The organism is Nostoc sp., assembly GCF_036916985.1.
Lineage (GTDB): Bacteria > Cyanobacteriota > Cyanobacteriia > Cyanobacteriales > Nostocaceae > Nostoc.
This window is the reverse complement of the sequence record NZ_JBALFD010000025.1, coordinates 1-12,912: the sequence shown is the minus strand read 5'-3', so window position 1 is coordinate 12,912 and position 12,912 is coordinate 1. Positions and strand designations below refer to the sequence as shown.

Below are 12,912 nucleotides of genomic sequence, written 5' to 3'. Positions count from 1 at the left end.
AGGGGCGGGGCTTTTACCGTAGTGCAGAAGTACTGAGTACTTCTTAAATTTACTCAGCACCCAGCACTCAGCACTCAGCACTGAGTGGGTAAATAACGTATTAGCCAACTTTTTCTCTAGAAGATTCGCTCCATTGGTAAACTGACCATTGTCACTTTCAATCTGTTATTACTATCAAGGAATTAATTTAGGTAGCAAATATGACTAAATATGACAAGGTTTTTAACTCACCAAAGACATCAGAGGAATCACTAAGTCCAGAAGAAGCGGTGGCGGCGATCGCAACTGTCACTGCAATTGCAGATTCAGTGATTGACGAGGTAGATGCAGAGAGTTTAGCTGGTATTCTCTGGGAATTCGAGGTTTTCGAGGAATACTCAGAAGATGAAATCACAGAAATAGTTGATAGACTCATCTCCATTGCCGAAGAAGAGGGAATTGGGCCTTTATTTAATGTCGCTAAAGTATCTCTCTCAGATGAATTAGTGCTAGATGGTTTTGCTGCTGGGGTAATAGTACTTTTAGACGATGAACTCGCCATCCCAAAACCGAAACAAGCCTACCTCAAAAAGCTACAAGCAGCCTTAGAACTGGAGGATGAAGAAGCAGAAGAAATCATCAAGGAGGTAATTGCAGCCTTTAAAGAAGCAGAAGATGAAGAATATGCAGACGATGATGATGACGATGATGATGAAACAGTAGTCATCGAAGATTTTAGTGAACAGGCATATCAATCCCCATTAGGTAATTTTACCGTGCCAATTCCGGTTGATCCCCAGCAGGGCGGTAGAATTCAGAGCCAGGAAGGAGTAGTTGGCTTTTCTGATGACATCGGTACTTTGCTGAGAATTGATTATTATCCCTTCCCCCTGGAACAGTTAGAGGAATTGGAGGCTGTTGGACAAGAAGAATATTTACAAACAATTTTAGTAGACAAGTATGTACCGCAGGCGATTTTTGCCAATGTACCAGATGCTTCTGTGGAATATACCGAATATCTGGAAAATACTTTGCGAGGTGCTTACTACGTATTAATTGATATGCCCAAAGGTTCCACGATTTCTAAGCAAGAAAATAATGGAACTGCGATCAGATTAGATGCGTACCGAGGACTGCTTACCTTTATCAGGGGTGAATTTTTGTATATAGTTAGTAGTCAACACAGCTTTATTAATGGCGAAACTCCCGATTCTGTGGAAGAAGAGGCCGAAGACATTAAGGAGAGTATTTTGGAGTTTGTTGAAACTATAGAGTTCGCCTAGTAGTCTGTCAATAACATAATAATTGATAGATAAATTCTTTGTAGAGACGGCGATTTAGGGAACTCCAAGAAATAAATTATCCAATATTGTGGGGTGGGCATCTTGCCCGCCATATTATAGACTGGGCGGGCAAGATGCCATAGGTGTCAAGTTTAGCTCAAACTTCCTATGTCAATAAGCATTTATGCTCAAAAACTCGGTTTGAAAGGGACAAAAAACGAACTTTTTCAGGGACTATTAATGCTTTGTTTATTAGCATCACTCCCAGCTTGCGTATAAAAGTTAGAAAAAGTTCACCTTTATACTTCGTTCCTCACAAAACCCATCGTTGACAAATGGGTTTTTACCTTAAATTGACACTAATGGCAAGATGCCCACCCCACAAGAGTTAATTGAAAAAGAGGAAAAGGGGCAGGGAGCAGGGATCAAGGGGGATAGAAAAGAATTGGGATTCGACCCCAACTGTTGCGTTAGCTTCCCGCAGGGTACGAGAACCACTTAGCAGAAGTGGGGGACGTAAGAACATGTTCCGCTCCGCAAACTAGGCAGGAGTCAGGGGTCATTTCCCCCCGCTCCCTGCCCCCTGCCTCTTCGTTGAATATTTTTTTATTTGGAAGTCCCTTATCGCGTCTCTCTAACGTTTTGAGAGATTATCTCGTTCCCAGTTAGAGACTAGGAACGAGTCAAGCCTTCAAGCTAGGTTTTTAGGATTTATGTGTAAGTAAGTTGGCACAATAAAACCAAACTATGTGAAGAAAAGTAAATAAGGCTCAAACCCTTTCTCCCCCTGCTCCCTGCCTTTTTCCAACGATAATTATTTATGCCGACCTACTTACACCGTGGCTTTACGGAGATGGAACCGCTACTCGATTACCGGGAACAATCTGTGGCTGATACGAAAACACCTCTCGACTACGAGGATTTACGGTCACTTTGACCCAATTCACATCGTTAGTACCGTTCGCTGCATTGTCGCCAAATGTCTCGACACGAGTGAAGTTTTCGAGGCGTCTGCCTTGAGCATCCAGAAATGGCCTGTCAACGCGGTGATAATGCGAGTCGCCGTCTACGTAGACAACGGGTTTACGGAAAGCAATTACTTCATCGCGCAACGCTAATAAAAAGCTCTGGAAGCCATCAGGCTGTCCATCGGTTTCTGCGAGAGTCTTGGGATCGCGCAAAGGCGCTCTAGTTCCGTCGGTCAGATCCCACCCTGGATTACCTTGGGAGATAAACATAACCGCTACCGATTTGCGTGTCTTTGCCACTTGAAAAGTCTGTCTCATCCATATAATATTAGCCGCGTTTCGCGCCGCATACTCTTCCTGGTCAGGCGCAGTATCGCATAGGTTGTTGCACGAACCCTGGATATTGAGTGTGGCATAAGTAACCTTACCGACCGTCCAACGGCGGTTTTCAACACAGGGAACAGCTGTGCGGTTTTCACCAAGGCATAGCGGTGCTGTCTGCACCTCCTGGGCTAGCCGACGCTGGCCGAGGGAGAAATTCGTACTGAAGAATACCTGACGCTCGTAGTCGAGGCGATTAAGTGATTTGAATCCACCGTTTGAGGGGCGATCGCAGTCAGTCCAATCGTTGTCGCCTGGTGTGAAGGCTGCTGGTGCTTTCAGAGCATTGAAGTAGCCAAGTGCTTGGGTGTAGAGGTCATTGCTGCAAGTGGTCGGCGTCACCGAGCCGGGTATAGAGTTACCCGCCTTCAGGTCGCCGTCGTGGACTGTGAAAGCCAGGTTTTGGGCGTTCATGTCAGCAATGAGGTTTGGAACCCCTGTCGTTGCTTGTAAATCCGAGTAGGGGAGATCGCCCCAAAGTCCGATGGCGTATGACTCGTTCTCGCCCTCGTACTCATTATCGTTGGCACTCGCCAAACTGATTGTCGAACTTGCCAACAATGGCACAGTCAGCGCTAGTAAACACATTTGACGTAGCAAACGCGCTGTGGTGACGCGTTTAAATACTGAGTAGCCAACCTTTGCCATCATCTATAATCCTTGATTATTCCTTGAGTCTGTGAGCGCATTTTGATTAGCCGCTACCCACGCCATTTAAGTTAGAAAATTTAGATTACCGGATTGTCGATGATAGATAGATTATGGATAGGTTAAGAGTTCGCTTTTTTACAGTAACTTCACTGATACTTTACCTGATTCTTCCAGTTAAGTCTCTTTACAAGATGCACTGTTAGTTCGATCAAGCTTGAAGGTGAGTAATAGACACTCCGGGACTCCTTGCTGAAGATTGGGCAAGAAATTTCTTGATTGTTTTGCTTGGTGTCTGAATCCCCAATCCCCAATCCCCAATCCCCAGTCCCCAATCCCCAATCCCCAGTCCCCGATCCCCAATCCCCAATCCCCAATCCCCAATCCCCAATCCCCAATCCCCAATCCCCAATCCCCAGCCCCTAATTTAATCTCCATAACTCATCTGATGTACATTTGGAAAGGGCGATGTCTGACGACAAGCCTGGAGAAGAGAGGAAGTCTCTAGCTCCACATTGGGTGTCTACGCTTATAATTTTTCATGACAATAACCCTGCTAAACAATCGCTATCAAATTATCCAGGTAATCGGCGCTGGTGGGTTTGGCGAAACCTTTCTAGCAGAAGATGTTCACATGCCTTCTCGCCGTCGCTGTGTGATTAAGCAACTCAAACCGGTCACTAATAATGACCCACAAACCTATCAACTTATTCAACAGCGATTTGAAAGGGAAGCCGCAACCTTGGAGTATTTGGGTGAAAGTAGCTACCAAATTCCTAAACTCTATGCCTACTTTTCTGAGAACGGGCAATTTTACCTCGTCCAAGAATGGATTCACGGCCAAACCCTGACAAAAATTGTCGAAGCCAAAGGATTTGAGAGTGAAACTGTGGTTCGGCAAATCCTCTTGAGTCTGCTTTCAGTTTTAAATTATGTTCACAGCAAAGGCATTATTCACCGCGATATCAAGCCAGATAACATTATTCTCCGTTCTGTTGATAGCGAACCAGTGTTAATTGATTTTGGGGCAGTTAAAGAAACAATCCGTTCTGTGGTGAATCCCTCAGGATACCCGACGCGATCGCTTGTCATTGGTACACCCGGATATATGCCTAGCGAACAAGCTGTTGGCCGCCCAGTTTACGCGACTGATATCTACAGCTTAGGTCTAACAGCGATTTATCTGCTGACTGGCAAACACCCGCAAGAACTACTAACCGATCTGAAAACTGGGGAAATACTTTGGCAGCAGCACGCGCCTCATGTTTCTTCTCAATTGGCGGCGATACTCAATCAGGCAATTAGGCCTCATGCTGGCGATCGCTACAGCACTGCCAGTAAAATGCTATATGCCCTGCAATCTGCTAGCAATATACCTCCTGAGTTAGCTGCAAATACTGCCACAGTCAGTTTTTCTCCCTCTACGACATCAACTCGACAAACTCAGCCATTATATTCTCCGCAAAATAATTCTGCGATCGCAGGATCTTCCGCCCCTGGAAACTGGCAAAAATCTGCTGTAATTGTTGGTAGTTTGCTGGTAGGCGGCTTGATTGGTGCAGTCGTCATACCTGGCATCATTCGTCAGAAACAGCCAGAAACAACCATTGCCACAAGTCCTACCCCATCGCCAGAATCTTTTCCGAATCCTATATCTAACGAACCGCCCATTTCTTCCCAAACTTCTCCACTTCCAGTTCCATCTGTACCGATCTCACCACGACAACAGCCAGTAATTCCCGAAACTTTGCCAACTTCTAATCCTCCGGTTGTATCTATACCACAGCCAAAAAGGAAGCCTATAACTTCAGATACTCCAACACCAGTAGCAGTACTTACACCACAGCCAGAACCAAAGAATGAGGAAAGCGCAGTTCCCACATCAGAAGCACCTTCAGCGCCACAAACCAACGAACAGCCACCCAGTAAAGTCGCTAGCGTTCCGGCATTTCCTACAGGTACACCAAGAAGCGCCGTAGAGGCTACCCTTGGCAAACCAAATCAAGATTTAAGAGGCGCATGGGGCAAGACTCGTGCTGTCGTTTACAAACTAGTACCAAACAAAATTGACCTTGGCTACTTATTCGATCGTAATTCTAAATCGCTGCGCCAAACTGAGGTATCTTTTGCCCAATCGGTAGACCCACAAGTAATGGAAGATACCTTGAATGGAATGTTAAGTGGACAAGCCACTGAAGAAATTAAGCAGGGACTTAAACAGGTACAACAGCGTAAATCTGATAATTTTAGTTTTAAGAATGGCTCAGTTAAAGGTCAGATTATCCGCCAACAATGTGATTTTATTTACATCAGCATTTGGGATGTAGATTTACATGATTTTGTCAGTCCATCTACAGCCAAACAGTGTTAATTTTCTGAAAAACATTGTTCTCAAAAGCTAAAATTTTGTATCCCATAAGACAGATTTAGCATTCAAGATAGTGCCTACAAAACTGCCTTAATTGGGCTATAATCAAGACAATTTCAGTCTTACCAAGCACAAAAACTAAATTTTTAGAATTAGCCCGTTTGTTTTCTAGGTTTTACAACTAAACCCATGAAAATCTGTCTTCCCAATGCCCATTGCCCCATACCTATTTCAAATTCTTAATCTTCATAAAGTTATAAATACCATTATTAAGTTTTTAATAATACTTGTCTCAGCTTCTATATTCATGTCGTAAATTGCGATTGGAATTGTGTAATCTAAAAAGAGCAAAGCTAAATTATTCAATTGAGGTCTGATGACTCCTACAATTATGCGTCAGCTTTGGTCAGTGGTTGAAACCGCCCAAGCCAAGCTCCTCTTACAACTGGATGATGCTAGCTTGGTGCAGTGGTTAGTGAAACAAACCGAAACGCAAGTTTTGTTAGATTCTCACGAAACTGATTATCTATCCCACTACATTCAATCTCGGCTAGCCCTTATACGTGATATTGCTCATGAACGCCAATGTTCATAATCGCAAAATCATCATGAATTGATAGTCAATTGGCTTTTTGAGGAAAATAACCTTCCACTAAGCAGTCAGAGCCTACTACACGCCAACGAACACGTTCTAGAGATAACGCCTCGGTCATGGTAGTAAAACCTAAATCGCCCACTGGTGTGGGAGCAATGTTACCACCAATGATTTTTGGGGCAATAAATGCCAAAACTTTTTGCACTGCTCCTTGAGCGATCGCACTAGCTGCTAAGGTACCACCACATTCCCATAGCACGCTACAAAAACCCCGTTCATATAAATATGCCATTGCCTTATCCGGTGTCAGTGATGTTAATTCCACTACCTCCACACCCTGTTTGAGCAACAGTTCTTGAAAATCGGGGTTAGCACCTTTCTGTGTCAAAACCAAAGTTGGAGCATCCGTAGTTTGCCACAGATGGGCACTTTCCGGTAAGTTAAGATGGCGACTCATCACCACCCGCAGGGGATTATGTGCCCCCAGCTGATGGCTGGTTAAGTAAGGATTATCCTGTCGGACTGTATTACCGCCGACAATTATGGCATCACAACCCGCCCGCAGTTGATGTACTTCATTGCGGGCCTCTTGGCTTGTCACCCAAGCGCTATGACCAGAGGTAGTAGCAATTTTTCCATCTAAAGTCATGGCATATTTTAAAATTCCTAAAGGTCGCTTGTAGAGAATGCGATGCACAAAAGCTTCATTTAGCTGACGACAAGCTTCTTCTTCTACTCCCACCAAGACTTCGATCCCCGCCGCCCGCAAACGGGCGATACCACCTCCAGCTACCAATGGATTGGGATCAACCATACCCACTACTACTCTTGCTACCCCTGCTTGGATCAATCCTTCCGAACAAGGGGGAGTACGTCCGTAGTGATTGCAAGGTTCAAGGCTAACATAGATTGTTGCACCACGAGCAGCGCCAACGCCTGCGGCTTTTAAGGCAAACACTTCTGCATGAGGCTCGCCTGCACGAGGATGAAACCCTTCGCCGACAATTTTGCCATCCTTGACAATCACTGCACCCACTAGCGGATTTGGCGAAGTCCGCCCTAAAGCGCGGCGAGCAAGTTCCAAACACCGCAACATCATGCGAGAGTCAAAGTCAGTTCCTACTTTTTGCTTCGGTGGTGAATTCGAGCCAATTGCTGACTGCACTAGAGGTATATTTTGCTGAGTGTAGTTTGGTAGGGATGCATCTGATTGAGCGACCACTGGGGAATTATCCATAATTTTAGGCAATACTGTAAATATTCTGCACGCGATCGCGCAGCCTCTCCACAGGAGAATCGCGCTTTGATCCTGGTAATTAAACAGTAATATCCAGGCGCTATTATTGCCTGTCTTAACTTGCACCAGTCTCTAATATTCACATTACAATTCAGGGTAACTGAAACTTTAGCAGATTTGAACTGGGGATTGGGTACTGGGGACTGGGTACTGGGGATTGGGGACTTTTAAGATAACTGGGTTTGACAAGTTATATAGTGTCCAATCTAATTAGCGGTAAAAAAACAGACTACTAAGACAATACTGTTCGGTTAAGTCAAGAGACGCGATAAATCGCGTCTTTAGCGATCTAAAATAAAATTTTCATCAAAAAACCTTAACCGAACCGTGTTGACTACTAAGAGGTGTTACTACGTAAAACCATCCCTCTACGACTCGGAGAGGGACATATACCCGAATATAGATTTAATCTTCAGAACTAGCCTTTACAGTAACTAATAATAGGATGTTTAGGAGATTACTAATTTATGCCTGAAGAGCATCGCTTGGAGGAACAATTTCTATCCCAAGAAGCTGAAAAAAGAATATCCAGTCAGCTAGATGAAGTAGAACAAATAGAAATAGATATACAAACCGATCTACTGAAAATAGTTCAAGGACAGGCTGATGGAGTTTCGCTTACAGGTCAAGGATTAGTTATCCAACCAGACATTCGAGTACAGGAAATAATACTGCAAACAGATAGTATTGCCATCAATCCTTTCAGCGCTCTTTTTGGTCAAATAGAACTCAATCAGCCAGTAAATGCCATTGCTCGAATTATACTCACTGAATTAGATATTAATACTGCTTTGGAATCAGACTTTGTTCGCAACCAAATGCAAAACTTCGAGTTGAATGTAGATGGTGAAATTGTAAATTTTGAGCCGAAAGGAATTCAGGTATTTTTACCTGGTAATGGCAAAATAGAATTTAGGGGAAAGTTGCTATTAAAGGAAATGGGAAATACTCGCCCTTTAGCTTATACTGCGATCGCACGTCCACGAAGTCATTCACAAACATTGATGCTGGAGGGTTTTAACTGCACTGAGGGAGAGGGGATTTCAATAGAATTAATTATAGCATTGATGCAGAAAGCTAAACAACTAATGAGTCTACCATATTTTGAATGGGAAGATATCGCTTTTAATATCAAAAATATAGAAGCACAGAAGGGTAATTTAATCCTTATGCTAGAAGCTCAGTTAAGGCAAATACCCTCATCATCAACTCTACTATCTCCTTAGTAAGATTGACAGGAGTTAAAGATAATTTTTGTTACTGAAGGATGATGTAAATATCAGAAATTTTTTTTAATATAGCTTTGGAAAGCTACTTAATTTTTAAATTTCAAGTTATGCAAGAGTATGATGTTGTGCTGATCGGTGCTGGACATAATGGGCTAGTTTGTGCAGCTTATTTACTAAAAGCTGGTTATAGCGTTCTGTTACTAGAAAAGCGTCCTGTTCCAGGTGGTGCAGCAACAACTGAAGAGTGTTTACCCCAAGAAGCACCAGGATTTAAATTTAATTTGTGTGCTATTGACCATGAATTTATTCACTTAGGGCCAGTTGTTGAAGAATTAGAATTAGAAAAATACGGCTTGCATTATTTAGAGTGCGATCCAGTTGTTTTCTGTCCTCATCCTGACGGTAAGTATTTCTTAGGACATAAGTCGGTGGAAAAGACTTGTGCCGAAATTGCTCGTTACAATGAGCGTGACGCCAGAAAATATGCAGAATTTGTAGATTTTTGGCAGCGATCGCTAGGTGCAATGATTCCGATGTTCAATGCACCACCAAAATCAATTATAGATATCCTTGGTAACTACGACATCACAAAACTGAAAGATTTATTTTCGGTGATTGGTTCTCCAAACAAAACGCTGGACTTCATTCGCACGATGTTAACCAGTGCTGAAGATTTACTTAACGAGTGGTTTGATGAGGAATTTCTAAAAGCACCACTAGCCAGACTAGCATCAGAACTTGGTGCGCCGCCATCACAAAAAACCCTTGCTATTGGTGCAATTATGATGGCAATGCGTCATAATCCAGGAATGGCCAGACCCCGCGGCGGAACTGGCGCACTTGTGCAAGCTTTGGTGAATTTAGTCACAAGTAAAGGTGGCGTGATTCTCACAGACCAGCATGTTGAAAAAGTTTTAATTGATGATGGCAAAGCTGTAGGTGTACGGGTTGCTGGTGATAAAGAATATCGCGCTAAATATGGGGTTATTTCTAATATTGATGCCAAGCGATTATTTTTACAAATGACTGATAAAAGCGATGTTGATGCAGCCGATCCAAATCTATGGGAAAGATTAGAACGCCGCATCGTTAATAACAACGAAACTATCCTCAAAATAGATTTGGCTTTAGATGAACCACTGCGCTTTCCATACCACGCTCACAAAGACGAATATCTCGTCGGTTCTATCTTAATTGCAGATTCCGTAGCTCATGTAGAACAGGCTCATAGCAAATGTACTTTGGGAGAGATTCCTGATGCTGACCCATCAATGTATTTGGTAATGCCTAGTTATTTAGATCCCACATTAGCACCATCAGGCAAGCACACTTTATGGATTGAGTTTTTTGCCCCTTATCAAATTGCTGGCGCAGAAGGCACTGGTTTAAAAGGTACTGGTTGGACTGATGAATTGAAAAACAAAGTTGCAGATAGAGTAATTGATAAGTTGGCAGACTACGCACCAAATGTCAAGAATGCAACTATTGCTCGTCGTGTAGAAAGTCCAGCAGAACTAGGAGAAAGGTTAGGTGCATATAAAGGCAATTATTACCATGTTGACATGACTCTAGATCAGATGATCTTTTTCCGCCCCTTGCCAGAAATAGCGAACTACAAAACACCAATTGATAATCTATTTTTGACTGGTGCAGGTACTCATCCAGGTGGTTCAATTTCGGGAATGCCGGGACGCAATTGTGCCCGCGCATTTTTACAGGCAAAACATCCCATTAGCCAAACTTTAAAGGATGCACGAGATTCGATTAAGTCAACTGTCGAGTCCGTTTTTGGTATCAATTAAACCTGATCCCCAAATTTTTAAAAAATTTGGGGATCTAAGAATTTATACGTATCTTCAAGATAAGCAAGTACTGTAGACAATCTCTGTCACAGTTGATGATGTACTCTACACCGTAGTCCCATGACCAACTTTGCAATATTCGGCATTGTATGTACAACAGTAGGATGATCGAACCCTTGGCACAGAGATGCAATACTGACTCCACCCACAATACTAAAATATAAAGCATCAGGTGAAATTTTATCCTTCAGCATAACCATAACCTCTGCCAAAACCTGCGGCTTCACCGCTAATACTACAACTGTAGAGCTTTGTTTGAAGGTTTCTATTAGCTTGCGATCGCTAATCTTCCCATTAAATCTAACGTGAGTTCGACAAGTCTTATTTGACCTCTCCCCCAGCCCCTCTCCGTGTCGGAGAGGGAAGCAAAAAGCTTAATTTTTCGTTGCTCCTCCCTTTCCGTTTCGGAGAGGGAGGTTGGGAGGGAGAGGTTCATCGAACTCACGTTAAATCTAGGTTTCATCATTTAGCCCCAATTTTTATTTCCCCAGAGTGACAAAAGAGGGTTAAGCCATTTGTCGTTGCATCAACTGAGCAAATAGCTCTTCTCTAAAAGCTAGCTCGTCAAATCCTTGAACCAAGCAGAATAGGGCGGTGGCGATCGCTGCAACTAGCAATCCTAAACCAACTTGCATTAAGGAATTGCGATCGCTATTAGGAATTGCATTATCAATCAAAATCGCTGTAGCTTGGGGCACAAGCATTCCCAGTAAAGTCATGCTCACACCGGCAAAAAGAATAATCAACATGTCTTTACGGCGGCCAGAGAGCGCAAATTTAACTACATCAAAAACAGAAAGAGCTTTATCGGGAAAAGACCGATAAAACATATATGCAATTGGAATTACAGTAGCGGCAATCTCTGCATTAATGGGGATGCAGGTTTGGACAATTGGATCGTAGAGTTCGTAGCAATTGGCACAAACAGGTAGCAGCGCCACTGGGTCACTTTCTTTATCTTTCTGAATATATCCTACCAAAGGGCCGCAATCTTGCTGCCACCATTTATCCCGGAGTAAAACTAGCCGCATCCGTAAGCGTGAAGTTCGGGCGATGACATCCAAAGGGTTTTCAAGTCGCTCGAGGTCTTCTAACTTACCAGGAGCAGAAATTTTCTATCCCCATAGCTTTGCCAACTGCACCAGCAGCCACTAGCAGGTGACTAAAATTTAATCTAATTCCCGCCGTCCTTCCAACGCTCTTGCCAAAGTTACTTCATCTGCATACTCCAAATCGCCACCCACAGGTAAACCAAAAGCAATTCGCGTTACCTTCGTAAATGGTTTAAGTAGCTGACCGATATACAGTGTTGTTGTCTCCCCTTCTACACTCGGACTAATTGCGAGAATTACTTCTTGAGGTTTTTGCTGACTCACCCGGCGCTGCAAAGCCAATATAGTCAACTGATCTGGGCCAATTCCATCAATTGGCGAAATCACCCCACCCAAAACGTGATACTTACCTTTGTATTCGCGGGTTTTTTCCAACGCAATCACATCGCGAGGATCGGCAACAACACAGATAGTGTTATTGTCACGATTGGCATTACGGCAAATTTCACAAACAGGTTCAGCAGATAAGTGAAAACAAACAGAACACAAGCCAATCTGTTTTTTTGCCTCAATTAAAGCTTGTGCCAAAGCTTCTACTTCTGCTTCTGGTCGCTTCAAAATATGCAACGCCAGTCGTTGGGCACTTTTGGGACCAACTCCCGGTAGGCGTTGCAATTGTTCAATTAACCGTGCTAAAGGGCGTGCGTAAACCGTTGTCTTGTCTCCAGAATGTTTTTACCTTAACTATGATGACATTTTTGCTGGATTTTGGAATAAAAGTTGGTGCAGTTTAAATGTAGGGAATCATAAGCAAGACAGCCTGAAAATCTCTGGCTGCCGAAATTCTTACACAAGAGGAGTATGAGAGTAAGAAAGCAGCAATTCAAAGAGAATCTCTACTTGTAGGTAAAATCAAGCAGCTTGAGAATGCTAGAGATGCTGGAATAATTACTGGTGAAGAGTTTGAGAATAAAAAGCTAGCTCTGCATAAAATGGAGTCAGACTTGCAAAGATGATGTGAGCAGTTAATTTAGGTTTCATAGGTTTCAATAATTAAAACCAGCAAATATAAGTTCAACTAAAAAAGCGCCCCCTATTATAGGAGGACGCTTTTCTGAATTGTGGAGACGCTATGAATAGCGCCTTAAGCTTATGATTAACCGTTGATAGCAGGAGCGGTAAGAGCTACAGGAGCAACATCACCAGCAGCCAAATCTAGAGGGAAGTTGTGAGCGTTACGCTCGTGCATT

The 12,912-nt window shown here is 43.2% G+C and carries 12 protein-coding genes and 1 pseudogene; 6 read left to right on the top strand and 7 right to left on the bottom strand.

Annotation, left to right across the window (positions count from 1 at the left end; genetic code table 11):
* Positions 1–200: 200 nt before the first annotated feature.
* Positions 201–1,262, top strand: a complete 1,062-nt coding sequence (locus V7L07_RS09560) for a hypothetical protein (protein ID WP_335057191.1) — start codon at positions 201–203, stop codon at positions 1,260–1,262.
* A gap of 845 nt (positions 1,263–2,107) precedes the next feature.
* Here V7L07_RS09560 and V7L07_RS09555 read toward each other — a convergent pair.
* Both V7L07_RS09555 and V7L07_RS09550 read right to left on the bottom strand, forming a co-directional pair.
* Positions 2,108–2,953, bottom strand: coding sequence for a hypothetical protein (locus tag V7L07_RS09555; protein ID WP_335057189.1), 846 nt, complete (start codon positions 2,951–2,953; stop codon positions 2,108–2,110).
* Positions 2,954–3,436: 483 nt separating this feature from the next.
* A complete protein-coding gene (locus V7L07_RS09550) occupies positions 3,437–3,697 on the bottom strand; it encodes a hypothetical protein (RefSeq protein ID WP_335057187.1) in 261 nt (86 codons plus the stop codon).
* A gap of 103 nt (positions 3,698–3,800) precedes the next feature.
* Between V7L07_RS09550 and V7L07_RS09545 the strand changes: the two genes are divergently transcribed.
* Entirely contained in the window at positions 3,801–5,630 is a 1,830-nt protein-coding gene (locus V7L07_RS09545; protein ID WP_335057185.1) for a protein kinase domain-containing protein, read from the top strand.
* 373 nt (positions 5,631–6,003) lie between these two features.
* Positions 6,004–6,222 (top strand): hypothetical protein, encoded by a 219-nt coding sequence (locus tag V7L07_RS09540; RefSeq protein ID WP_334711779.1) that lies wholly within the window; start codon positions 6,004–6,006, stop codon positions 6,220–6,222.
* A gap of 25 nt (positions 6,223–6,247) precedes the next feature.
* Here the strand turns inward: V7L07_RS09540 and ribD are convergent, their stop codons facing one another.
* The gene (ribD, locus tag V7L07_RS09535; protein ID WP_335057183.1) at positions 6,248–7,459 is read right to left on the bottom strand and encodes a bifunctional diaminohydroxyphosphoribosylaminopyrimidine deaminase/5-amino-6-(5-phosphoribosylamino)uracil reductase RibD; all 1,212 of its coding nucleotides are present in this window, start codon (positions 7,457–7,459) and stop codon (positions 6,248–6,250) included.
* A gap of 527 nt (positions 7,460–7,986) precedes the next feature.
* Here ribD and V7L07_RS09530 point away from each other — a divergent pair.
* Together V7L07_RS09530 and crtO are read left to right on the top strand one after the other, a co-directional pair.
* Positions 7,987–8,745 carry an LmeA family phospholipid-binding protein gene (locus V7L07_RS09530; protein ID WP_335057181.1) on the top strand — a complete coding sequence of 253 codons (759 nt, stop codon included), beginning with the start codon at positions 7,987–7,989 and terminating at the stop codon, positions 8,743–8,745.
* Between the two features lie 110 nt (positions 8,746–8,855).
* Positions 8,856–10,550 (top strand): beta-carotene ketolase CrtO, encoded by a 1,695-nt coding sequence (gene crtO / locus V7L07_RS09525; RefSeq protein WP_335057179.1) that lies wholly within the window; start codon positions 8,856–8,858, stop codon positions 10,548–10,550.
* Between the two features lie 86 nt (positions 10,551–10,636).
* On the opposite strand, the gene V7L07_RS09520 is transcribed toward crtO, so the two are convergent.
* From V7L07_RS09520 to recR, 3 genes are all read right to left on the bottom strand, one after another.
* Positions 10,637–10,804 (bottom strand): hypothetical protein, encoded by a 168-nt coding sequence (locus V7L07_RS09520; RefSeq protein WP_335057177.1) that lies wholly within the window; start codon positions 10,802–10,804, stop codon positions 10,637–10,639.
* Positions 10,805–11,116: 312 nt separating this feature from the next.
* Positions 11,117–11,674 (bottom strand): hypothetical protein, encoded by a 558-nt coding sequence (locus tag V7L07_RS09515; protein ID WP_335057175.1) that lies wholly within the window; start codon positions 11,672–11,674, stop codon positions 11,117–11,119.
* 105 nt (positions 11,675–11,779) lie between these two features.
* Positions 11,780–12,337: a recombination mediator RecR gene (gene recR, locus V7L07_RS09510; protein WP_238846177.1), complete on the bottom strand. Its 558-nt coding sequence runs from the start codon at positions 12,335–12,337 to the stop codon at positions 11,780–11,782.
* A 155-nt stretch (positions 12,338–12,492) separates the two neighbouring features.
* On the opposite strand from recR, the gene V7L07_RS33450 reads away from it, so the two are divergent.
* Positions 12,493–12,678: an SHOCT domain-containing protein gene (locus V7L07_RS33450; protein WP_442936041.1), complete on the top strand. Its 186-nt coding sequence runs from the start codon at positions 12,493–12,495 to the stop codon at positions 12,676–12,678.
* 140 nt (positions 12,679–12,818) lie between these two features.
* On the opposite strand, the pseudogene V7L07_RS09505 reads toward V7L07_RS33450, so the two are convergent.
* Positions 12,819–12,912 (bottom strand): annotated as a pseudogene (locus V7L07_RS09505) (photosystem II protein D1); the annotation flags it as partial.